The sequence below is a fragment of the Pseudomonas flavocrustae genome (genome assembly GCF_029872515.1).
In the GTDB taxonomy this organism is placed as follows: domain Bacteria; phylum Pseudomonadota; class Gammaproteobacteria; order Pseudomonadales; family Pseudomonadaceae; genus Chryseomonas; species Chryseomonas aestiva.
Map to the genome: position 1 here is coordinate 369739 of NZ_JAPDIQ010000005.1, position 20954 is coordinate 390692.

The 20954-nt window shown below is 64.4% G+C and carries 23 protein-coding genes; 18 read left to right on the plus strand and 5 right to left on the minus strand.

The window, feature by feature from the left end; translation table 11 throughout:
- The first annotated feature begins 1 nt into the window (after position 1).
- The 7 genes from OMP44_RS13990 (at position 2) to OMP44_RS14020 (ending at position 7702) form a co-directional block, all read left to right on the plus strand.
- Positions 2 to 1360: an aspartate aminotransferase family protein gene (locus OMP44_RS13990; protein ID WP_187980267.1), complete on the plus strand. Its 1359-nt coding sequence runs from the start codon at positions 2 to 4 to the stop codon at positions 1358 to 1360.
- 105 nt (positions 1361 to 1465) lie between these two features.
- The gene (locus OMP44_RS13995; protein WP_280308977.1) at positions 1466 to 2563 is read left to right on the plus strand and encodes a polyamine ABC transporter substrate-binding protein; all 1098 of its coding nucleotides are present in this window, start codon (positions 1466 to 1468) and stop codon (positions 2561 to 2563) included.
- A 149-nt stretch (positions 2564 to 2712) separates the two neighbouring features.
- Positions 2713 to 3771 (plus strand): polyamine ABC transporter substrate-binding protein, encoded by a 1059-nt coding sequence (locus tag OMP44_RS14000; protein WP_169853377.1) that lies wholly within the window; start codon positions 2713 to 2715, stop codon positions 3769 to 3771.
- A 55-nt stretch (positions 3772 to 3826) separates the two neighbouring features.
- Positions 3827 to 4981, plus strand: coding sequence for a polyamine ABC transporter ATP-binding protein (potA, locus tag OMP44_RS14005; RefSeq protein WP_133861329.1), 1155 nt, complete (start codon positions 3827 to 3829; stop codon positions 4979 to 4981).
- Positions 4978 to 5886, plus strand: a complete 909-nt coding sequence (locus tag OMP44_RS14010) for an ABC transporter permease subunit (protein ID WP_158891788.1) — start codon at positions 4978 to 4980, stop codon at positions 5884 to 5886. Before potA ends, OMP44_RS14010 begins: the two co-directional genes overlap by 4 nt.
- Positions 5883 to 6779, plus strand: a complete 897-nt coding sequence (locus OMP44_RS14015; protein WP_133861327.1) for an ABC transporter permease subunit — start codon at positions 5883 to 5885, stop codon at positions 6777 to 6779. The genes OMP44_RS14010 and OMP44_RS14015 overlap by 4 nt, the downstream gene beginning before the upstream one ends.
- 128 nt (positions 6780 to 6907) lie before the next feature.
- Complete coding sequence (locus tag OMP44_RS14020) at positions 6908 to 7702, plus strand: thymidylate synthase (RefSeq protein WP_280308982.1); 795 nt, start codon at positions 6908 to 6910, stop codon at positions 7700 to 7702.
- Between the two features lie 17 nt (positions 7703 to 7719).
- Here the strand turns inward: OMP44_RS14020 and OMP44_RS14025 are convergent, their stop codons facing one another.
- The 3 genes from OMP44_RS14025 to OMP44_RS14035 form a co-directional block, all read right to left on the minus strand.
- On the minus strand, positions 7720 to 8214 hold the full coding sequence (locus OMP44_RS14025; RefSeq protein WP_280308984.1) for a gluconokinase: 495 nt from the start codon (positions 8212 to 8214) through the stop codon (positions 7720 to 7722).
- 41 nt (positions 8215 to 8255) lie between these two features.
- On the minus strand, positions 8256 to 9119 hold the full coding sequence (locus tag OMP44_RS14030; protein ID WP_187980265.1) for an EamA family transporter: 864 nt from the start codon (positions 9117 to 9119) through the stop codon (positions 8256 to 8258).
- A 69-nt stretch (positions 9120 to 9188) separates the two neighbouring features.
- Complete coding sequence (locus OMP44_RS14035) at positions 9189 to 9533, minus strand: hypothetical protein (RefSeq protein WP_133861323.1); 345 nt, start codon at positions 9531 to 9533, stop codon at positions 9189 to 9191.
- A 229-nt stretch (positions 9534 to 9762) separates the two neighbouring features.
- On the opposite strand from OMP44_RS14035, the gene OMP44_RS14040 reads away from it, so the two are divergent.
- The 7 genes from OMP44_RS14040 (at position 9763) to bamJ (ending at position 16093) form a co-directional block, all read left to right on the plus strand.
- Positions 9763 to 12207, plus strand: coding sequence for a Lon protease family protein (locus OMP44_RS14040; protein ID WP_187980264.1), 2445 nt, complete (start codon positions 9763 to 9765; stop codon positions 12205 to 12207).
- Positions 12208 to 12368: 161 nt separating this feature from the next.
- Positions 12369 to 12710, plus strand: a complete 342-nt coding sequence (locus OMP44_RS14045; protein WP_007160783.1) for a PA4575 family protein — start codon at positions 12369 to 12371, stop codon at positions 12708 to 12710.
- Positions 12711 to 12790: 80 nt separating this feature from the next.
- Positions 12791 to 13279: a TIGR00645 family protein gene (locus OMP44_RS14050; RefSeq protein ID WP_133861321.1), complete on the plus strand. Its 489-nt coding sequence runs from the start codon at positions 12791 to 12793 to the stop codon at positions 13277 to 13279.
- Between the two features lie 147 nt (positions 13280 to 13426).
- On the plus strand, positions 13427 to 13732 hold the full coding sequence (locus OMP44_RS14055) for a DUF6482 family protein (protein ID WP_133861320.1): 306 nt from the start codon (positions 13427 to 13429) through the stop codon (positions 13730 to 13732).
- Positions 13729 to 15279 (plus strand): cryptochrome/photolyase family protein, encoded by a 1551-nt coding sequence (locus OMP44_RS14060; protein ID WP_280308993.1) that lies wholly within the window; start codon positions 13729 to 13731, stop codon positions 15277 to 15279. The genes OMP44_RS14055 and OMP44_RS14060 overlap by 4 nt, the downstream gene beginning before the upstream one ends.
- Positions 15276 to 15434 (plus strand): DUF2256 domain-containing protein, encoded by a 159-nt coding sequence (locus OMP44_RS14065; RefSeq protein ID WP_280308995.1) that lies wholly within the window; start codon positions 15276 to 15278, stop codon positions 15432 to 15434. The genes OMP44_RS14060 and OMP44_RS14065 overlap by 4 nt, the downstream gene beginning before the upstream one ends.
- A gap of 41 nt (positions 15435 to 15475) precedes the next feature.
- The gene (gene bamJ, locus OMP44_RS14070; protein WP_187980262.1) at positions 15476 to 16093 is read left to right on the plus strand and encodes a BamJ family beta-barrel-assembly machinery protein; all 618 of its coding nucleotides are present in this window, start codon (positions 15476 to 15478) and stop codon (positions 16091 to 16093) included.
- Positions 16094 to 16095: 2 nt separating this feature from the next.
- Here the strand turns inward: bamJ and OMP44_RS14075 are convergent, their stop codons facing one another.
- Together OMP44_RS14075 and OMP44_RS14080 are read right to left on the minus strand one after the other, a co-directional pair.
- Complete coding sequence (locus tag OMP44_RS14075) at positions 16096 to 16350, minus strand: PA4570 family protein (protein ID WP_007160789.1); 255 nt, start codon at positions 16348 to 16350, stop codon at positions 16096 to 16098.
- A gap of 137 nt (positions 16351 to 16487) precedes the next feature.
- Entirely contained in the window at positions 16488 to 17462 is a 975-nt protein-coding gene (locus OMP44_RS14080) for a polyprenyl synthetase family protein (protein WP_133861316.1), read from the minus strand.
- Between the two features lie 400 nt (positions 17463 to 17862).
- On the opposite strand from OMP44_RS14080, the gene rplU reads away from it, so the two are divergent.
- The 4 genes from rplU to proB all read left to right on the plus strand — a co-directional run bounded on the left by rplU (position 17863) and on the right by proB (position 20932).
- Entirely contained in the window at positions 17863 to 18177 is a 315-nt protein-coding gene (rplU, locus tag OMP44_RS14085; protein WP_007160791.1) for a 50S ribosomal protein L21, read from the plus strand.
- Positions 18178 to 18203: 26 nt separating this feature from the next.
- Complete coding sequence (gene rpmA / locus OMP44_RS14090; protein WP_007160792.1) at positions 18204 to 18464, plus strand: 50S ribosomal protein L27; 261 nt, start codon at positions 18204 to 18206, stop codon at positions 18462 to 18464.
- 122 nt (positions 18465 to 18586) lie between these two features.
- The gene (gene cgtA, locus OMP44_RS14095; protein ID WP_133861314.1) at positions 18587 to 19798 is read left to right on the plus strand and encodes an Obg family GTPase CgtA; all 1212 of its coding nucleotides are present in this window, start codon (positions 18587 to 18589) and stop codon (positions 19796 to 19798) included.
- Positions 19799 to 19813: 15 nt separating this feature from the next.
- Positions 19814 to 20932, plus strand: a complete 1119-nt coding sequence (proB, locus tag OMP44_RS14100) for a glutamate 5-kinase (protein ID WP_017640856.1) — start codon at positions 19814 to 19816, stop codon at positions 20930 to 20932.
- Positions 20933 to 20954 lie beyond the last annotated feature (22 nt).

Sequence of the window (20954 nt, forward strand, 5' to 3'; positions counted from 1 at the left end):
CGTGACTACCTTTACCACCGCCCATTGGCAAGACCTGAGTCGCCGGCACCTGCTGGCGCCTTTCACCGATTATCGCCAGCTCAACGAGAAGGGCGCGCGCATCATCACCCGCGCCGAGGGGGTGCACCTCTGGGACAGCGAGGGCCAGCGCATCCTCGACGGCATGGCCGGACTCTGGTGCGTCAACGTCGGCTACGGTCGTGAAGAACTGGTCGAGGCGGCCAGCCGCCAAATGCGCGAACTGCCCTATTACAACCTGTTCTTCCAGACCGCCCATCCGCCCGTACTGGAGCTGGCCAAGGCCATCGCCGAGCTGGCACCGGAGGGCATGAACCACGTGTTCTTCACCGGCTCCGGCTCGGAGGCCAACGACACCGTGCTGCGCCTGGTGCGCCATTACTGGGCAACCAAGGGCCAGCCGGAGAAGCGCGTGGTCATCGGCCGCTGGAATGGCTACCACGGCTCGACCCTGGCCGGTGCCAGCCTGGGTGGCATGGCGGCGATGCACGAGCAGGGCGGCCTGCTGCCCGACATCGTGCATATCCCGCAGCCCTACTGGTTCGGCGAGGGCGGCGAGATGAGTCCGGAGGAATTCGGCGTCTGGGCGGCCGATCAGCTGGAGCGGAAAATCCTGGAGGTCGGCGAGGAGCGCGTCGCCGCCTTTATCGCCGAGCCCATCCAGGGCGCCGGCGGGGTGATCATTCCACCGGAAAGCTACTGGCCTCGGGTCCGCCAGATCCTCGACAAGTACGACATCCTCTTCATCGCCGACGAGGTCATCTGCGGCTTCGGCCGCACCGGCGAATGGTTCGGCAGCCAGTACTACGGCAATGCTCCGGACCTCATGCCCATCGCCAAGGGTCTCACCTCCGGCTATGTGCCCATGGGCGGCGTGGTGGTGCGTGACGAAGTGGTCAGGGTGCTCGACGAGGGCGGCGAGTTCTATCACGGCTTCACCTATTCCGGGCATCCGGTGGCCGCGGCCGTGGCCCTGGAAAACATCCGCATCCTGCGCGACGAAGGCATCGTCGACCGGGTTCGCAGCACCACGGCACCCTATTTGCAGAAACGCTGGGCGGAGCTGGCCGACCATCCGCTGGTGGGCGAGACCCGGGGTGTCGGCATGGTGGCGGCGCTGGAGCTGGTGCGCGACAAGAAGACGCGGGCGCGGTACGAGGGTGGGGCGGGCATGCTCTGTCGCGAGCACTGCTTCCGCAATGGCCTGGTGATGCGCGCGGTGGGCGATACCATGATCATCGCGCCGCCGCTGGTGATCACGCCGGAGTCCATCGACGAACTGGTCACCCTGGCGCGGCTGAGCCTCGATCAGACCCATGAGCTGCTGCGCCAGCGTGGCTAATGGCCGCCAAGGCTTGAGCCTGGCGGCGGACCTTGCCAGACTGCGCGCGGGCGCTGGCCGCGCGCCGAATCAAAAGACCAACGATGACTTGAGGAGCACCACCGCATGAATGTTTTTGGCAAGACTCTTCTAGCGCTGAGCCTGGCCGGCCTCTTTGCCGGTAACACCTCGGCGGACCCCAAGGTCCTGCACGTCTACAACTGGAACGACTACATTGCCGAAGACACCATCGCCAACTTCGAGAAGGAGTCGGGGATCAAGGTGGTCTATGACGTCTACGACAGCAACGAGACCCTCGAAGCCAAGCTGCTCGCCGGCCGTTCCGGCTACGACGTGGTGGTGCCGTCCAACTCCTTCCTGGCCAAGCAGATCAAGGCCGGCGTCTACCAGCCGCTGGACAAGTCCAAGTTGCCCAATTACAGCAACCTGGATCCGCAGCTGATGAAGACCCTGGAAGTCAGCGATCCGGGCAACCAGTACGCCATCCCCTACCTCTGGGGCACCATCGGCATCGGCTACAACCCGGCCAAGGTCAAGGCCGCCCTGGGCGACAACGCCCCGGTGGATTCCTGGGACCTGATCTTCAAGCCCGAGAACCTTTCCAAGCTCAAGGGCTGCGGCGTGGCCGTGCTGGATTCGCCCACCGAGATCATTCCCGCCGGTCTGCACTACCTCGGCTACAAGCCGGATAGCCAGGATCCCAAGGAGATCAAGGCGGCCGAGGAGCTGTTCCTCAAGGTGCGTCCGTACATCACCTACTTCCACAGCTCCAAGTACATCTCGGACCTGGCCAACGGCAACGTCTGTGTGGCGGTCGGCTATTCCGGCGACATCGCCCAGGCCAAAGCCCGCGCGGCCGACGCCAAGAACGGCGTGACCGTGGCCTACAACATTCCCAAGGAAGGCGCCGGCACCTTCTTCGACACCATGGCCATTCCCAAGGATGCCGAGAATCCCGAGGGCGCGCTGAAGTTCATCAACTACATCATGGAGCCCAAGGTGATCGCGTCGGTCAGCGACTACGTGCAGTATCCCAACGGCAACAAGGAGGCGACGCCGCTCGTAGCTGAAGCGATCCGCACCAACCCGGGGATCTATCCGACCCAGGAAACCATGACCAAGCTGTACGCCTTCCCGGATCTTCCGGCCAAGACCCAGCGTCTGATGACCCGTACCTGGACCACCATCAAGTCCGGCAAGTGAGTTCGGTCGCCGCGTGCGACTGAAAGGACGGCACGCCGGAGTCACTCCGGCGTGCCGTACGTCTGTATGGACCGCTGAAAGGGTGTCGCCGCCGATGCCCACCATGAAAGGAGCCGCCCGTGCTTTCGTTGCGTAAAACCCTGCTGGCCATGACTACCCTGACCGTCATGGGAACTGCCGTCGCCGAGCCGACGGTACGCGTCTACAACTGGAGCGATTACGTCGGCGAGACCACGCTCGAGGATTTCCAGAAGGCCACCGGCATCACGCCGGTCTATGACGTCTTCGATTCCAACGAAACCCTCGAAGGCAAGCTCCTGGCCGGCCACACCGGCTATGACGTGGTGGTGCCCTCGAGCAACTTCCTGGCCAAGCAGATCAAGGCGGGCGCCTTCCAGAAACTGGACAAGAGCCAGCTGCCGAACTGGCAGAATCTCGATCCGGCGCTGCTCAAGCAGCTGGAAAAGAGCGATCCGGGTAACCAATACGGCGTTCCCTACCTGTGGGGCACCAACGGCATCGGGTACAATGTCGACAAGGTCAAGGCCGCGCTGGGCACCGACAAGCTCGATTCCTGGGCCATCCTGTTCGAACCCGAGAACCTCAAGAAACTGAGCAAGTGCGGCGTCTCCTTCATGGATTCGCCCGATGAGGTCTATCCGGCAGTCCTGCAATACCTGGGACTCGATCCCAACAGTACCAATCCCGACGACTACAAGAAGGCCGAGGCCCAGCTGCTCAAGGTGCGGCCATACATCACCTATTTCCATTCCTCCAAGTACATCTCGGATCTGGCCAACGGCAACATTTGCGTGGCCTTCGGCTATTCCGGCGATGTCTTTCAGGCGCGTTCGCGTGCCGAGGAAGCGAAGAAGGGCGTCAACATCGGCTACGCGATTCCCAAGGAGGGCGCGAACCTCTGGTTCGACCTCCTGGCCATCCCCAAGGATGCCAAGAACGTGAAGGAGGCCCATGCCTTCATCAACTATCTGCTGCAGCCCGAGGTCATCGCCAAGGTCAGTGACTATGTCGGCTACGCCAACCCCAATCCGAAGGCGGGCGAGCTGATGAATGCCGAGCTGCGGCAGGACGAGACGGTCTATCCGCCACAGGCGGTGATGGACAAGCTGTACGTCATGAAGGAGCTGCCCCCGCAACTCCTGCGCCTGGAAACCCGCAGCTGGACGCGGGTCAAGTCCGGCAAATAACCAACGCTAAAGCGGACCGGTCCGACCGGTCCCCGATTTTCCTGGGGAGATGTACATGGCGACTGCCACCAGTGCCTTCAAGAAAGCCGCCACCGGCGACAAGAAAGCCAAGGAAGTCCTGGTCAAGATCGACCGGGTCACCAAGAAGTTCGACGAAACCGTCGCTGTCGACGACGTCTCCCTGACCATCAACAAGGGCGAGATCTTCGCCCTGCTCGGCGGCTCGGGTTCGGGCAAGTCGACCCTGCTGCGCATGCTGGCCGGTTTCGAGCGACCCAGCGAGGGGCGCATCTTCCTCGATGGCGTGGACATCACCGACATGCCGCCCTACGAGCGGCCGATCAACATGATGTTCCAGTCCTATGCGCTGTTCCCGCACATGAGCGTGGAGCAGAACATCGCCTTCGGTCTCAAGCAGGACAAGCTGCCCAAGGCCGAGATCGACGCCCGCGTGGCCGAGATGCTCAAGCTGGTGCACATGACCCAGTACGCCAAGCGCAAGCCGCACCAGCTCTCCGGTGGCCAGCGCCAGCGGGTGGCCCTGGCACGCTCCCTGGCCAAGCGGCCCAAGCTGCTGCTGCTCGACGAACCCATGGGCGCCCTGGACAAGAAACTGCGTTCGCAGATGCAGCTGGAACTGGTGGAGATCATCGAGCGCGTGGGCGTGACCTGCGTGATGGTGACCCACGACCAGGAAGAGGCCATGACCATGGCCGAGCGCATCGCTATCATGCACCTGGGCTGGATTGCCCAGGTGGGCAGCCCCATGGACATCTACGAGACCCCGGCGAGCCGGCTGGTCTGCGAGTTCATCGGCAGCGTCAACGTCTTCGACGGCGAGCTGACCGACGACGGTGCCGACCACGCCATCATTCACAGTCCGCAACTGGAGCGACCGATCTACATCGGTCACGGCATCAGCACCCGCGCCCAGGAAAAGCAGGTCACCTTCGCCCTTCGCCCCGAGAAACTGCTGATGGGCACCAGCCTGCCGGCGGATCACGAGCATCCCGACTACAACTGGTGCAGCGGCACCGTGCACGACATCGCCTACCTGGGCGGGCACTCGGTCTATCACGTCAAGCTGGGCACCGGCCCCATCGTCCAGTGCTTCATCGCCAACGCCGAGCGCCTCGGCAAGCGACCCACCTGGGATGACGCCGTGGTGGTGTACTGGGAAGACGACAGCGGCGTGGTACTGCAAGCATGACCAGACCTCCCTTGCTCAAGCGCCTGCTCGATGGCCGCCGCCTGACCATCGGCGTGCCCTTCGTGTGGCTGTTCCTGTTCTTCCTGCTGCCGTTCCTGATCGTGCTCAAGATCAGCTTCTCGGTCGCGGACGTGGCCATTCCGCCCTATACCGAGCTGTTCACCTACGCCGATCAGCAACTGGATATCGCGCTCAACTTCGGCAACTACCTGATGTTCGCCGACGATCCGCTCTATCTGGACGCCTACCTCGGCTCGCTGAAGATGGCCGGCATCAGCACCCTGATCTGTCTGCTGATCGGCTATCCCATGGCCTACGCCATCGCCCGGGCCAGTCGTGAGAAACAGACGGTGCTGCTGCTGCTGATCATGATGCCGACCTGGACCGCCATCCTCATCCGCGTCTATGCCTGGATGGGGCTGCTGTCCACCAACGGCCTGATCAACAGCTTCCTGATGAGTCTGGGGATCATCAGCAGTCCGCTGCAGATGCTCAACACCAACTTCGCGGTGTACCTGGGGATCGTCTATTCCTATCTGCCGTTCATGATCCTGCCGCTGTTCGCCAATCTGGTGAAGCATGACCTGACCCTGCTGGAAGCCGCTGGCGACCTGGGTGCCAGTCGCTTCACCAGCTTCTGGAGGATCACCGTGCCGCTGTCCAAGAACGGCATCATCGCCGGCTGCATGCTGGTGTTCATTCCGGCGGTGGGCGAGTTCGTCATTCCCGAGCTGCTGGGTGGCCCGGAGACCCTGATGATCGGCCGCGTGCTCTGGCAGGAATTCTTCAACAACCGTGACTGGCCGGTGGCCTCGGCCCTGGCGGTGGTGATGCTGGTGATCCTCATCGTGCCCATCGTGCTGTTCAACAGAAACCAAGCCAAGGAACTGGAGGGCAAGCTATGAAAGGCCTCAAGTTCACCAACCTGATGCTGGTGCTCGGGCTGCTGTTCATCTACCTGCCGATGGTCATCCTGGTCATCTACTCCTTCAACGAGTCGCGGCTGGTGACCGTCTGGGGCGGCTGGTCGGTGAAGTGGTACGTCGGCCTGCTGGACAATACCCAGCTGATGAGCGCGGTGTTCCGCTCGCTGGAGATCGCCTTCTACACGGCCATCTCTTCGGTGATCCTCGGCACCCTGGCGGCCTTCGTGCTGACCCGCATCCCGCGCTTCCGCGGCCGCACCGTCTTCGGCGGCATGGTCACGGCGCCGCTGGTGATGCCCGAGGTGATCACCGGTCTGTCGCTGCTGCTGCTGTTCGTCTCCATGGCGCAACTGATCGGCTGGCCGCAGGACCGCGGCGTGACCACCATCTGGATCGCCCACACCAGCTTCTGCTCCTCCTATGTGGCGGTGGTGGTCTCCTCGCGCCTGCGCGAACTGGACCTGTCCATCGAGGAGGCGGCCATGGACCTGGGCGCCCGGCCGTGGAAGGTGTTCCTGCTGATCACCATTCCCATGATCGCGCCCTCGCTGGCGGCGGGCGGCATGATGTCCTTCGCCCTGTCGCTGGACGACCTGGTGCTGGCGAGCTTCGTCTCGGGCCCCGGCTCGACCACCCTGCCCATGGAGGTATTCTCCGCAGTGCGCCTGGGCGTGAAGCCGGAGATCAATGCCATCGCCAGTCTGATCCTCCTGGCAGTCTCGCTGTTCACCTTCTTCGCCTGGTACTTTACCCGCCGCGCCGAGAAGAAGCGCCTGCAGGGCCTGCAGGAAGCCATGGACGCCACGGCCTCGGAGATCACCCGGCGCGAACGCGAAACGGCGACCCTCATGGCGCCGCCGGCCAACAGCTGAGGATTGATGGAAAAGGCGGCCTCAGGGCCGCTTTTTTTGTGTCCGATGGTCAGGGCTGCGACAAGCGCGACCGCTCTCGCGAGGCGCGATTTGATACCATTTGCCTTTTGCCAGGTAGCGCTCCCGCCATGAAACAGTACCTCGACCTGATGCGCCACGTGCGCGAACACGGCACCTTCAAGAGCGACCGCACCGGCACCGGGACCTACAGCGTCTTCGGCTACCAGATGAGATTCGATCTGGCCGAGGGCTTTCCCCTGGTCACCACCAAGAAGTGCCATCTGCGATCCATCATCCACGAGCTGCTGTGGTTCCTGCAGGGCGAGACCAACATCCGTTACCTCAAGGACAACGGCGTGTCCATCTGGGACGAGTGGGCCGACGAGAACGGCGAACTGGGCCCGGTCTATGGCTACCAGTGGCGCAGCTGGCCGGCACCGGACGGTCGCCATATCGACCAGATCGCCGGGGTGGTGGACATGATCCGCGCCAAGCCCGACTCGCGGCGGCTGATCGTCTCGGCCTGGAATCCGGCGCTGGTGGACGAGATGGCGCTGCCACCCTGCCATGCGCTGTTCCAGTTCTATGTCGCGGATGGCCGGCTGAGCTGCCAGCTGTATCAGCGTTCCGCGGACATCTTCCTCGGCGTGCCCTTCAACATCGCCAGCTACGCGCTGCTTACCCTGATGGTGGCCCAGGTCACCGGACTGCAACCGGGCGAATTCATCTGGACCGGCGGTGATTGCCATCTCTATGCCAATCACCTGGAGCAGACCGATCTGCAGCTGACCCGCGAACCGCTGCCGCTGCCGACCATGAAGCTCAATCCGGCGGTCACGGACCTGTTCGCCTTCCGCTTCGAGGATTTCGAACTGGCAGGCTACCAGGCCCATTCGCACATCAAGGCGCCGGTCGCGGTCTGAGCCGGCGGCCGCCGCGCTCAGGTGCCGTGGCCGTGCTCAAGCACCTCGTCCACCAACTGCTCGGGCGCCTTGCGTACGTCCAGCACCTGGGCTTCCAGGTGATCCGGCGCCTCCAGGGTGTCGAGCTGGCTCTGCAAGAGCTTGGGATCGAAGAAATGCCCGCGGCGACTGCCAATGCGCTCGGCCAGCAGCTCGGGTGAGCCCTTGAGGAACAGCAGCCGGACGCCTTCCAGGCCGTTCAGCAGGCGATCGCGATAGACCTTCTTCAGCGCCGAGCAGGCGAACACCCGGGTGGTGCCTTCGGCCTGCGCTTGCTGCATGGCGTCGTGGATGGCATCCAGCCAGGGCCAGCGATCCTCGTCGGTGAGGGCGATGCCCTTGGCCATCTTGTCCTTGTTGGCCTGGCTGTGAAAGGTGTCGGCATCGTCGAAACGGCAGTCCAGCCGGCTGGCCAGGAGTTCGCCCAGGGTGGTCTTGCCACTGCCCGAGACGCCCATTATCAGATAGATCATCGTCGTCGCTCCGCGTGAGGATTCGCCTCGCTATAGAGTGTCTAGAGTGGCGTTTGCTCCGGGGTCAGGCGGCTGCTCCAGGTGGCGCCGATGGACGCGGCGATGATGCAGGCGAGGGCGAACCACTGGGCGACGCCCAGGATCTCGCCGAGGAATACCCAGCCGGAAAGGGCGCCCAGCGCCGGTTCCAGACTCATCAGGGTGCCGAAGGTGGCGGCCGGCAGGCGGGTCAGGACGACCATTTCCAGGGCATAGGGAATGGCCGTGGACATCAGCGCCAGGGCCAGCGCCAGCGGCCAGATTTCCGGTTGCAAGAGATTGCTGCCGCTGTGGACGATGCCGATGGGCAGCACGACCAGGGCGGCGATGGTCGCGCCGAAAGCCACCGTGCCGGTACCGTGAACCGCGCCGGCGCGCTTGCCCAGGACGATGTAGATCGCCCAGCAGGCGCCAGCCCCCAGGGCCAGGGTGGTGCCCAGCGGATCCAGTGCGGAGGCGTTGTGGCCGAAGGGCAGGAGCACGGCCAGGCCGGCCACCACCAGCACGATCCACAGCAGGTCCAGCCAGCGGCGCAGGGCGCACAGCGCCACCACCAGCGGACCGACGAATTCCAGGCCGACGGCGATGCCGATCGGCAGCCGCTGCATGGCCAGGTAGATGGTCAGGTTCATCACGCCCATGGCGACGCCATAGCCCAGCAGGCTGCCCAGCGCCGCGCGGCGGAAGTTGCGCCAGGGGCGCAGCACGATCAGCAGGACGAGAGCCGCGAAGATCAGCCGCAGGGTGGTGACGCCCACCGGATCGAGACGCAGGAACAGGGTCTTGGCCAGGCTGGCGCTGGTCTGGATCGAGGTCATGGCGACCAGCAGCAGGGCGACGGCAAACAGCGGAGAGCGGGCAGACATCGGCAGGGCTCGACTAGCGGGCCCGCCAGCATAGGTCATCCGGTCAGGGTCGCAAGGTTGGCTGCGACCTCAACGTGTTCTCGAGCGCTGCAGCAGCGATTCGGCGCTTTCGCGATTTTCCCGGACCTGCTCGATGAAGCGCTGCTGCTCTTCGCGCTGGGCCACCTGCACGCATTGCGCGTAGCCCGCGTCCCACCCCTGCTGGTAGGGCTTTTCCGCGGCGAAGCGACGGGCGTCCTTGTGCTCGTAACCGATGCCATTGACCGCCTGTTTGCCGGTCTGGCAACCGTCGCTGAAGCCATCGGCATAGGCCGGGGGATAGCCCTTGGCGATCAACTGGTCGTGGTAACTGGTGCAGGCCGCGAGACTGGCCAGCAGGATGAACAGCGAGGCGAGACGACGAGAGACAGCCATGGGAGCCTCCTCACGGGATACTACGTCTGATCCCTATGGAGAAAGCTTAGTTGGCGCCTGGTGAGAATTTCGTCAAAAAACGCCTGGGTTGAAAAATACCGACGGACGTCATGGCAAGCCCCTCGAACCGCTGCGCTTAAATACGCGGCGGAGCGCCGCTTGCCTTGCTTCGGCTGTCATCCCGGTCGCAGAATGCAGGCACTGCTTGCATGCCTGACAAGGACTTACGATGCACGATCCCGTCGCAGCCGGTCTCCGGCTCGCCCCTGATGAGCTGACCCGCCCCTTCGCCCCCGAACAGTTTTCCTTCGCCGATACCGATCAGCTCGAGCCCTTTCGCGGCATCCTGGGTCAGGAGCGCGCGGTGGAAGCCCTGCAGTTCGGCGTGGCCATGCCGCGGCCCGGCTACAACGTCTTCGTCATGGGCGAGCCGGGCACCGGTCGTTTCTCCTTCGTCCAGCGCTATCTCAAGGCCGAAGCCAAGCGCCAGCCGACGCCCAACGACTGGGTGTACCTGAATCACTTCGAAGAGCCCCGGGCGCCAAGCGTGCTGGAGCTGCCCCCCGGCGAGGGCGAGGCCTTCGTGGCCGACATGGCCCATTTCATCGACAACCTGCTGGCCACCTTCCCGGCGGTATTCGAGCATCCGGCCTTCCAGCAGAAGAAGAGCGCCATCGAGCGCGCCTTCAACCAGCGCTATGACCAGGCGCTGGACGTGGTGGAAAAGCTCGCCCTGGAAAAGGAAATCGCCCTCTACCGCGACGCCAACAATGTCGCCTTCACCCCGATGAAGGAAGGCAAGGCGCTGGATGAAGCCGACTTCGCCCAGTTGCCCGAGGCCGAGCGGGAGCGGTTCCACGCCGACATCTCCAGCCTGGAAGAGCGTCTCAACGAAGAGCTGGCCAGCCTGCCGCAGTGGCGCCGGGAATCGAGCAACCAGCTGCGTGCCCTGAACGAAGACACCATCATCCAGGCCCTGCAGCCGCTGCTGGCGCCGCTGTCGGAAAAGTACAACGACAACCCCGGGGTCTGCGCCTACCTGCAGGCGATGCAGGTGGACCTGCTCAAGACGGTGGTCGAGCAACTGGCCGACGACGCCAAGCCCGACATGCAGCGGCGCAAGGAGCTGCGCGAGCAGTACGAGCCCAATCTGATCATCGGCCACCACGTCACCGGCGGTGCCCCGGTAGTGTTCGAGTCCCACCCGACCTACGACAACCTCTTCGGTCGCATCGAGTACCAGTCCGATCAGGGCGCGCTCTACACCAACTACCGCCAGCTGCGCCCCGGCGCGCTGCACCGCGCCAATGGCGGCTTCCTCATCGTCGAGGCGGACAAGCTGCTGACCGAGCCCTTCGTCTGGGATGCCCTCAAGCGCGCCCTGCATTCGCGTCAGCTGAAGATGGAATCGCCGCTGGCCGAGCTGGGTCGGCTCACCGCCATGAGCCTGGCGCCGCAGCAGATCCCGTTGCAGCTCAAGGTCATCATCATCGGCTCGCGCAACATCTACTACACCCTGCAGGAGCTCGATTCGGACTTCCAGGAGATGTTCCGGGTGCTGGTGGACTTCGACGAAGAGCTGCCGCTGCGCGATGAGAGCCTCGAGCAGTTCGCCCAGTTGCTCAAGACGCGCACCTCGGAAGAGGGCATGGCGCCCCTGACCTCGGCGGCCGTGGCGCGGCTGGCCACCTACAGCGCGCGGCTGGCCGAGCACCAGGGCCGGTTGTCGGCGCGTATCGGCGATCTGTTCCAGCTGGTCAGCGAAGCCGACTTCATCCGCCACCTGGCCGGCGACGAGCGTACCGACAAGGGTCATGTCGAGCGTGCGCTCAAGGCCAAGGAAACCCGCACCGGTCGCGTCTGCGCCCGGGTGCTGGACGACATGCTCACCGGACTCATCCTCATCGACACCCAGGGCGCCGCGGTGGGCAAGTGCAACGGCCTCACCGTGCTGGAGGTGGCCGATTCGGCCTTCGGCATGCCGGCGCGCATCTCCGCCACGGTCTACCCGGGCGCCAGTGGCATCCTCGACATCGAGCGCGAGGTCAGCCTCGGGCAACCCATCCACTCCAAGGGCGTGATGATCCTGACCGGCTACCTGGGCAGTCGCTATGCCCAGGAATTCCCGCTGTCGATCTCGGCCAGCATCGCCCTGGAGCAGTCCTATGGCTATGTCGATGGTGACAGCGCCTCCCTCGGCGAGGCCTGCACCCTGATCTCCGCGCTGTCCCGCACGCCGCTCAAGCAGTGCTTCGCCATTACCGGCTCCATCAACCAGTTCGGCGAGGTGCAACCGGTCGGCGGGGTGAACGAGAAGATCGAGGGCTTCTTCCGCCTCTGTCAGGCCCGCGGTCTGACCGGCGAGCAGGGCGTGATCATCCCGCGCGCCAACGTCACCAACCTGATGCTCGACGAGACCGTGCTGGCAGCGGTGCGCGAGGGGCTGTTCCATGTCTATGCCGTGCGCCAGGCGGACGAGGCTCTGTCGCTGCTGGTGGGCGAGCCCGCCGGGGCACCGGATGCCAAGGGTCGCTTCCCGGATGGCAGCGTCAATGCGCGCGTGGTACAGCGTCTCAAGGAAATCGCCGAGCTCGAGCTGGAAGATGAACTGGCCGACAAACTCAGTGATAACTCCAAGGCAAAAGGGAAAAACAACGAAGCGCAGGAGAACTGAGCTCCAGGGGGCAGGTCGGATTTTGTACAAGGCGCCGCAGCCCAAGTAGCACGGCGCCCAGACCCGCTTGCCCCCTGTTGACCAACAGGGTTGTCCACAGCCTTTGTGGATACCTCTGGCCTAGGACCGGCGAGCATTGAGCGCTTCGAGAGGATGACGCCATGTCCCGCACCATTACCCTGATCCGTCCCTGCCTGGGCCTCGTCACCCGTATCGAATGCGAAATCAAGCCGCTCGGTCAGGAGCAGGGCCTCTGGACCCTGTTGTGCGCCGCCGGCCTGAATGGCCAGCAGCCCACCGCAATAAAGGCCCAGGGGCCTTTCCACGGCCCCAAGGCGGCCGAAGGCGTCATGACTGCCATCGCCGAAAACCTGGTTGAACAGGGCTATATCCAGGTCGAAGAGACCCAGATCTGGCGCCTGCACATGCAGAGCGAGTTGCGCAAGATGAACGGCGAGCGCGCCCACCAGCAGGTGCGTTTCCAGGTCGGCCCCGACGCCTGAGTCAGGTACAACCTGCCGCATTGGTCCGCCCGCATCGCCCCGGTATACTCGCCCGGCCCTGGTAATCCGAGCGAGTCTGCATGGAACGTCTGATCGAAAAAGCTCTTTACGCCTCCCGCTGGCTGCTGGCCCCCATCTATCTGGGGTTGTCCCTGGCGCTGGTTCTGCTGGCGCTCAAGTTCTTTCAGGAAGTCTTCCACGTCCTGCCGCACATCTTCCAGTCCACCGAAGCCGAACTCATCCTGCTCGTCCTGTCGCTCATCGACATGGCGCTGGTGGGTGGCCTGCTGGTCATGGTGATGATCTCCGGCTACGAGAACTTCGTCTCCCAGCTGGACATCGACGAAGGCTCGGAAAAGCTCAGCTGGCTGGGCAAGATGGATTCGGGCTCGCTGAAGAACAAGGTGGCTGCCTCTATCGTCGCCATCTCCTCGATCCACCTGCTGCGCATCTTCATGGATGCCCAGAACACCAATCCCGAATACCTCAAGTGGTACGTGATCATCCATTTGGTGTTCGTGGTTTCGGCCTTCGCCATGGGCTATCTGGATCGGCTGACCAAGCACTGACGGGCCGGGCGGCCACTTGTCCGCCGCCGGCAGCTTTCGTTTACGCTTTGTGGATTGCGCCGCTGCGCTTGCTTGTCCTAGGTTGTCGAATGCTCACAGCTGCCGATCGATACCAACCCTGGCGTCGATCTCGACCCGGAGGTTTCCATGCAATTGCCGGAATTGACCCAGCGCGCCCAGGCCGGCGAGGTCCGTGAACTCAATCTGCTGTCCATCGAGGGCGGCTTCTATGTGCTCGAGGTGCTCACCCAGGACGGTCGCACGCGGCTGACCGGCCGGGATGGCCACTTCTACCGCCTGGGCTCCGCTGCCCAGGCCCGCCGTCTGCTGGCCGACCTGCCGCCGCTGCCGTGCTTTCTCATCCAGCACAGCGCCTATGACGAGATGGTCGGCATGGCGCCACGCTCCTCGGAACCCCTGAAGATCCCGCTAAACTACCGGAACGCCTCTTGAGCGACGGCGCCGTCCGGCGCCTGCTGCCGATCCTTGGCGATCAGTTGTCGCCCCGGCTGGCCTCCCTGCGCGATGCCGATCCCGCCCAGGACGTGCTGCTGCTCGCCGAGGTCCCGGAAGAAACCAGCTACGTCCCGCACCATCCGCGCAAGATCGCCCTGATCTTCAGCGCCATGCGCCACTTCGCCAGCGAGATGCGCACGCGTGGCTTCCAGGTCCATTACCGCACCCTGAATGACCCGGACAACCAGGGCTCGCTGCCGGCCGAGATCGCTTTCTGGGCGAAGAGGACGGGCGCGCGCGAGGTTCATCTGACCGAAACCGGCGAATGGCGTCTGGAACAGGCCTTGCGGGGTCTCGCTCTGGCGGTGCCTGTGCAGTGGCACGGCGACGACCGATTCCTCTGCAGCCGCGGCGCCTTCGCCCGCTGGGCCGGGGCCCGCACCGAGTTGCGCATGGAGGCCTTCTACCGCGGCATGCGCAGACGACACGGCTGGTTGATGGAAGGGGAGGATGAACCCTGTGGCGGGGTCTGGAATCTGGACAGGGACAATCGCAAGGCCCTGCCCAGGCACCATTCTGTCCCCGAGCCCTTCAGCTGTCCGCCCGATGCCTGTACCCGGGAAGTGCTCGACCTGGTCGGGCAGCGCTTCGCCCATCACTATGGCCGGCTGGAGGGCTTCGACTATCCGGTGACCCGTACCGATGCCGAGCGCCTCTGGCAGCATTTCCTCGCGTCGGGTCTGCGCGACTTCGGCCGCTACCAGGACGCCATGGCCCATGGCGAGCCCTATCTGCATCACGCGCGGATCAGCGCGGCACTCAATATCGGGCTGCTGGACCTGCGTCAGCTCTGCGCCGACGTGGACGCCGCCTATCGCGAGGGCAGGGTGCCGCTCAACAGCGCCGAGGGTTTTCTGCGTCAACTGATCGGTTGGCGGGAGTACGTCCATGGCGTCTACTGGCTGCGCATGCCCGACTACCGGGAGCTCAATGTGCTGGGCAATAGCCGGGCGCTACCGGAGTTCTACTGGACCGGGACGACCCGCATGGCCTGCATGCGCGAAGCCATCGGCCAGACCCTGACGCTGGGTTACGCCCACCATATCCAGCGGCTGATGGTCACCGGCAACTTCGCCCTGCTGGCCGGCATCGCGCCCCAGGCCATCGGCGAGTGGTACCTGGCGGTCTATCTGGATGCCTTCGAGTGGGTCGAGCTGCCCAACACCCAGGCCATGGTAATGCACGCGGACGGTGGCTATCTGGCGAGCAAGCCCTATTGCGCCAGCGGCCAGTACATCCGTCGCCAGTCCGACTATTGCAAGGGCTGCCACTATCAGGTCGGCGAGGCGCTGGGCGAGCGGGCCTGCCCCTTCAATGCCCTCTACTGGCATTTCCTGATCCGCCATCGCGGGCGCTTCGCCGACTATCCGCGCATGCTCAATCTCTATCGCAATCTCGATCGTCAGACGCCCGAACGGCAACAGGCGCTGTGGCAGCGGGGCGAGGCACTGCTGGCACGTCTCGACGCAGGAGAATCCCTATGAAGAAGGCCGATCTGCCCACCAAGCTCTGTCCGGTCTGCCAACGGCCCTTCACCTGGCGCAAGAAGTGGGAGCGCGACTGGGACGAGGTGCGCTACTGCTCCGAGCGCTGTCGCCGGCAGCGTGGCAGCCTGGGCGGCGGCGAGTCGAGTCCCTGATGTGCTAGGCTCGGCTCCTTTTTGACGATGGAAAGGCTGCTATGAACGACATTCTGCTCGACACCGACGAAGCCCGCGTCAGCTATGGCATCGGCCGCCAATTGGGCGATCAGCTGCGCCAGAATCCGGTCCCCGGCATGCAGCTGGCAGCCGTGCTCGCCGGTCTCAACGAGGCCTTCGACGGCCAGGAGTCCCGGGTGGACGTCGAGTCGCTGAACGCCAGCTTCCGGGTCATCCGCGAGCGCATGCAGGCAGAAGCCCAGATCAAGGCCGCCGCGGCCGCCCAGGAAGGCGTCGACTACCTGAAGGCCAATGCCGAGCGCCCTGGCGTCGTGGTGCTGCCGTCCGGTCTGCAATACGAGGTGCTCACCCAGGGTGAAGGCGCTACGCCGACTCGCGAAGACCAGGTGCGTACCCACTACCACGGCACCCTCATCGACGGCAGCGTGTTCGACAGCTCCTACCAGCGTGGCCAGCCGGCCGAGTTTCCGGTGGGCGGCGTGATCGCCGGCTGGACCGAAGCCCTGCAACTGATGCCTGCCGGCAGCAAGTGGCGCCTGCATGTGCCCAGTGAACTGGCCTATGGCGCCCAGGGCGTCGGCGGCATCCCGCCGCACAGCGTGCTGGTGTTTGACGTCGAGCTGCTCGACGTCCTGTAACGCTAGCAGTCCAGCCGCAGCGCCTCGTTGTCCGGGCGCAGCGCCAAGGCGTAGCTGAACAGGAAGACCTGGCGGATCTGCTCCTTCACCACCCGCGGTTCGCTGGAGGTGAGGCTGTGCAGGTCCAGCTCGCCCAGGTCCTTGAGTTCTTCCAGGGCCGTCTCGTCCAGTTCCGCGCAGACCTTGCCGGTTTCCCGGTTGAGGATGCGCAGATAGGGGTGCGGCCGGTCCAGCCAGGCGTCGATCAGATAAGTCATGGCAAGAGCTCCTGCTGTGCTATTTATGAGAATAATTCTTATTCGCTAAATAGCAAGCCGATTACCTGACTTTTTTAGTAGGACATGAAAAAGCCCGCAGTCTGGCGACGGCGGGCCTGGTCAGTCGACGGCAGGCCTCAGTGGGTACGGGCCACCGAGAAGCGACCCAGGTCGGCGAGCGCGTCGCGATATTCGCTGGCGGGCAGGGCATCCAGGCAGGCGATGGCCCGCTCGGCGAATTCCTGCGCCTTGCGCGCGGTATAGTCGAGGGCGCCGGCAGCTTCGACGGCGGCGCGCACGCCTTCCAGATCCTGGCTGCCGCCCTGGCGGATCGCCTGGCGTACCAGCGCGGCCTGTTCGGCAGTGCCTTCGCGCATGGTCACGATCAGCGGCAGGGTCGGTTTGCCTTCGGCCAGGTCGTCACCGACGTTCTTGCCCAGGGCCACGGCGTCGCCCTGGTAGTCGAGCAGGTCATCGACCAGCTGGAAGGCCACGCCCAGATGATCGCCATAGCGGCGCAGGGCGTCCGCCTGTTCGGCGCTGGCGTCGGCCAGGATCGCCGCACTGTGGGTGGAGGCCTCGAAGAGCATGGCGGTCTTGCCGCGAATGACCTCCATGTAGATCTCTTCGGTGGTGCTGGCGTCGCGGATCTTCGACAGCTGCAGCACCTCGCCCTCGGCGATGACGCGAGTGGCCTGGGAGATGATGCGCATCACCTCCATGGAGCCCAGCGCCACCATCATCTCGAAGGAGCGGGCATAGAGGAAGTCGCCGACCAGCACGCTGGGGGCATTGCCCCAGAGGGCGTTGGCGGTGGAGCGGCCGCGGCGCATCCCCGAGGCATCGACGACATCGTCGTGCAGCAGGGTGGAGGTGTGCAGGAATTCGATGGTCGCCGCCAGCAGCTGCAGATCGTGGTCGGCGCGCCCGAGCGCCTTGCCGGCCAGCAGGACCAGCAGCGGACGCAGGCGTTTGCCGCCCGCGGAGACGATGTAGTCGCCAATCTTCTCGACCAGCGGCACGCGCGAGGTCAGCTGCTGGCGGATGATGCCGTCTACGGCGGCGAAATCGTCCGTCACCACGCGATAGAAGGACTGGGATTGCTGCGTCATTGAGAGGTGTCCACTGGAGGTCCGGGCAATATTCAGGCGGCCGGATGGCGCATGACCGCCAGACTATGCCCTAGGGACCGGCACGAGTGCCATGCCCAGGGATTGCCATCGCGCTCCCGCGGCTCGCCGCTCCTGCCGATTCGGCTGGGCACCGGCCCGGCATGGCCGCTGAACGAGGTTGCGCGGCATGCTAGGGGTGGGGTGGGGGGCTGTCAAGGCGCGGGCGGACGGCTCTTGCCTCCTGGCCCGGGCTTGCGTAGAATCGCGGGCCCTGAACATTCCTAGGGTTAACCCCCTGTCTTACGCAATTGCGCGGCGGTCCTTCCGGTCCCGTGCAGCCATGCCGGTCGACGATACCTCCTATAAAGCACCGGGTGAGCAGGTTTAACGGAGATTTACCATGTCCTACGCAGTTATCGTTACCGGTGGCAAGCAATACAAGGTCGCCGAAGGCGAATACCTGAAGGTCGAGAAGCTCGACATCGCCACCGGTGAAACCGTCACCTTCGACCAGGTTCTGCTGGTTGGCAACGGTGACGACGTCAAGATCGGTCTGCCGGTCGTTGATGGTGCCAAAGTGACCGCCGAAGTGACCGCCCAGGGCCGTCACGACAAGGTCACCATCATCAAATTCCGTCGTCGTAAGCATCACATGAAGCGTCAGGGCCACCGTCAGTGGTTCACCGAAATCAAGATCACTGGCATCCAGGCCTGATCTCGCCTCTAACGGAGAATTGACTCATGGCACACAAAAAAGCGGGTGGTTCTACTCGTAACGGTCGCGATTCCGAAAGCAAACGCCTTGGCGTGAAGCTGTATGGCGGCCAGGTCGTCAAGGCCGGCAACATCATCGTGCGTCAGCGCGGCACCCAGTACCATGCCGGTTACGGCGTGGGCCTCGGTAAGGATCACACCCTGTTCGCGAAAGTGGACGGCGTGATCAAGTTCGACGTGAAGGGCGCCTTTGGCCGTCGTTACGTGAGCATCGTCGCCGCCGCCTAAGGCCCGTGACGAAAGAAAAGCCCTGTCTACCCGACGGGGCTTTTTCGTTTGTAGTTAAGCTATTTCCCTTGTAGTTAAGCTATTTCCTTGTTTGCAGCGGCCCGCGAGCGCGGGAGGTCCAGATGAAATTCGTCGATGAAGTATCCATACACGTAAAAGCGGGTGACGGCGGCAACGGCATGATGAGTTTCCGCCGGGAGAAATTCATCGAGAAGGGTGGCCCCAATGGCGGTGACGGCGGCGATGGCGGGTCGATCTGGCTTGAAGCCGACATCAACCTGAACACCCTGGTCGATTACCGTTACACCCGACGTTTCACCGCGCAGAACGGTGAAAAGGGCGGGAGCACCGAGTGCACCGGCGCCAAGGGTGAAGACCTGGTGCTGCCGGTACCCGTGGGCACTACGGTGATCGATGCGGCGACCCAGGAGATCATCGGCGACCTGACCCAGCCCGGTCAGCGCATCCGTGTGGTCCAGGGCGGCTGGCACGGCCTCGGCAATACCCGTTTCAAGTCCAGCACCAACCGTGCGCCGCGGCAGACCACGCCCGGCAAGCCCGGCGAAGAGCGTGATCTCAAGCTGGAGCTCAAGGTGCTGGCGGACATCGGCCTGCTCGGCCTGCCCAATGCCGGCAAGAGCACCTTCATCCGTGCGGTGTCGGCTGCCAAGCCCAAGGTGGCGGACTATCCCTTCACCACCCTGGTGCCGAATCTGGGTGTGGTCAGCGTGGGGCGCTTCAAGAGCTTCGTGGTCGCCGACATTCCGGGGCTGATCGAGGGTGCCTCCGAAGGCGCCGGTCTGGGGATCCGTTTCCTCAAGCACCTGGCGCGAACCCGCCTGCTGCTGCACCTTGTCGACATGGCACCGCTGGATGAGAGCGATCCGGCCGAGGCTGCCGAGACCATCATCAACGAGCTCACCAAGTTCAGCCCGGCGCTCGGCGAACGTGACCGCTGGCTGGTGCTGAACAAGGCCGACCAATTGCTCGACGACGAGCGCGAAGAGCGCCTCAAGGCGGTGGTCGAGCACCTGGACTGGCAGGGTCCGGTCTTTGTCATCTCCGCCCTGGAGCGCGAAGGGACCGAGCAGCTCTGTCAGGCGATCATGCAGTATCTCGACGAACGCACCCTGCGCCTCGCCGAGGATCCGGCCTATGCCGAAGCGCTGGAAGAACTCGATCAGCGCATCGAGGACGAGGCGCGGGCACGGCTGCAGGCGCTGGATGACCAGCGTGCCCTGCGTCGTTCCGGGGTCAAGGCGGTGGACGATGCCGATGACGACTTCGATGACGAAGACGACGGCGACGGTCCGGAAATCTTCTACGTACGGTAAGAAAGGAGCTTGCCCATGCGTGATCAGGTGTCTGGCGCCCAGCGCTGGGTGGTGAAGATCGGCAGTGCCCTGCTGACCGACGACGGTCGTTGTCTGGACGGTGGGGCCATGGCTGGTTGGGTCGAGCAGATGGTGGCCCTGCACCAGGCGGGCATCGAGCTGGTGCTGGTGTCCTCGGGTGCGGTGGCGGCTGGCATGAGCCGGCTCGGCTGGGCGCAGCGCCCGACCGCCATCAACGAGTTGCAGGCGGCCGCGGCGGTGGGGCAGATGGGGTTGGTGCAAGCCTGGGAATCCAGCTTTGCCGAGCACCAGGTGCAGACCGCGCAGATCCTGCTGACCCATGACGACCTGTCCGATCGCAAGCGCTATCTCAACGCCCGCAGTACCTTGCGGACGCTGGTGAGCCTGGGCGTGGTGCCGGTGATCAACGAAAACGATACCGTCGTGACCGACGAGATTCGTTTTGGCGACAACGACACCTTGGCGGCTCTGGTGGCCAACCTGGTCGAGGCCGATCTGCTGGTCATCCTCACCGATCGCGATGGCATGTTCGACGCCGATCCGCGCAACAACCCCGACGCCAGTCTTATCAGCGAGGCGCGTGCCGACGATCCGGCGCTGGATCTGGTCGCTGGCGGTACCGGCGGTGCCCTGGGGCGTGGCGGCATGCAGACCAAGCTGCGTGCTGCTCGTCTGGCGGCACGTTCCGGTGCCTATACCGTCATCGTCGGTGGGCGTATCCAGCAGGTGCTCAGTCGCCTGCAGCAGGGCGAGCAGCTGGGGACCCTGCTGTCACCCGAGCGCGGCCTGGTGGCGGCGCGCAAGCAGTGGCTGGCCGGGCATCTGCAGGTGCGTGGCACCCTGCGCCTGGATGCCGGTGCGGTGCAGGCCCTGGTAGGCGGTCATCGCAGTCTGTTGCCGGTGGGTGTACGGGAGCTGGAAGGCAGCTTCCGGCGTGGCGAGATGGTCGCCTGCGTTGGCCCGGATGGGCGCGAGGTGGCGCGTGGTCTGGTCAACTACAGTGCGACCGAGGCGCGGCGCATCCTGGGGCGGCCCTCGGATGCCATCGTCGTCGAGCTGGGCTACGTCTACGAGCCCGAACTGATCCACAGGGACAACCTGGTCCTGGTCTGACGATCGTCGAGCCTGGCGCCTC

Bases quoted from the DNA above. Each gene is read 5' to 3' on its own strand.
- OMP44_RS14015 (WP_133861327.1), top strand. From the start codon at position 5,883: ATGAAAGGCCTCAAGTTCACCAACCTGATGCTGGTGCTCGGGCTGCTG.
- OMP44_RS14050 (WP_133861321.1), top strand. From the start codon at position 12,791: ATGGAACGTCTGATCGAAAAAGCTCTTTACGCCTCCCGCTGGCTGCTG.
- OMP44_RS14045 (WP_007160783.1), top strand. From the start codon at position 12,369: ATGTCCCGCACCATTACCCTGATCCGTCCCTGCCTGGGCCTCGTCACC.
- cgtA (WP_133861314.1), top strand. From the start codon at position 18,587: ATGAAATTCGTCGATGAAGTATCCATACACGTAAAAGCGGGTGACGGC.
- potA (WP_133861329.1), top strand. From the start codon at position 3,827: ATGGCGACTGCCACCAGTGCCTTCAAGAAAGCCGCCACCGGCGACAAG.
- bamJ (WP_187980262.1), top strand. From the start codon at position 15,476: ATGAACGACATTCTGCTCGACACCGACGAAGCCCGCGTCAGCTATGGC.
- OMP44_RS14065 (WP_280308995.1), top strand. From the start codon at position 15,276: ATGAAGAAGGCCGATCTGCCCACCAAGCTCTGTCCGGTCTGCCAACGG.
- proB (WP_017640856.1), top strand. From the start codon at position 19,814: ATGCGTGATCAGGTGTCTGGCGCCCAGCGCTGGGTGGTGAAGATCGGC.
- OMP44_RS14020 (WP_280308982.1), top strand. From the start codon at position 6,908: ATGAAACAGTACCTCGACCTGATGCGCCACGTGCGCGAACACGGCACC.
- OMP44_RS14075 (WP_007160789.1), bottom strand. From the start codon at position 16,350: ATGACTTATCTGATCGACGCCTGGCTGGACCGGCCGCACCCCTATCTG.
- rpmA (WP_007160792.1), top strand. From the start codon at position 18,204: ATGGCACACAAAAAAGCGGGTGGTTCTACTCGTAACGGTCGCGATTCC.
- OMP44_RS13995 (WP_280308977.1), top strand. From the start codon at position 1,466: ATGAATGTTTTTGGCAAGACTCTTCTAGCGCTGAGCCTGGCCGGCCTC.
- OMP44_RS14080 (WP_133861316.1), bottom strand. From the start codon at position 17,462: ATGACGCAGCAATCCCAGTCCTTCTATCGCGTGGTGACGGACGATTTC.
- rplU (WP_007160791.1), top strand. From the start codon at position 17,863: ATGTCCTACGCAGTTATCGTTACCGGTGGCAAGCAATACAAGGTCGCC.
- OMP44_RS14010 (WP_158891788.1), top strand. From the start codon at position 4,978: ATGACCAGACCTCCCTTGCTCAAGCGCCTGCTCGATGGCCGCCGCCTG.
- OMP44_RS14025 (WP_280308984.1), bottom strand. From the start codon at position 8,214: ATGATCTATCTGATAATGGGCGTCTCGGGCAGTGGCAAGACCACCCTG.
- OMP44_RS14055 (WP_133861320.1), top strand. From the start codon at position 13,427: ATGCAATTGCCGGAATTGACCCAGCGCGCCCAGGCCGGCGAGGTCCGT.
- OMP44_RS14030 (WP_187980265.1), bottom strand. From the start codon at position 9,119: ATGTCTGCCCGCTCTCCGCTGTTTGCCGTCGCCCTGCTGCTGGTCGCC.
- OMP44_RS14040 (WP_187980264.1), top strand. From the start codon at position 9,763: ATGCACGATCCCGTCGCAGCCGGTCTCCGGCTCGCCCCTGATGAGCTG.
- OMP44_RS14000 (WP_169853377.1), top strand. From the start codon at position 2,713: ATGACTACCCTGACCGTCATGGGAACTGCCGTCGCCGAGCCGACGGTA.
- OMP44_RS14035 (WP_133861323.1), bottom strand. From the start codon at position 9,533: ATGGCTGTCTCTCGTCGTCTCGCCTCGCTGTTCATCCTGCTGGCCAGT.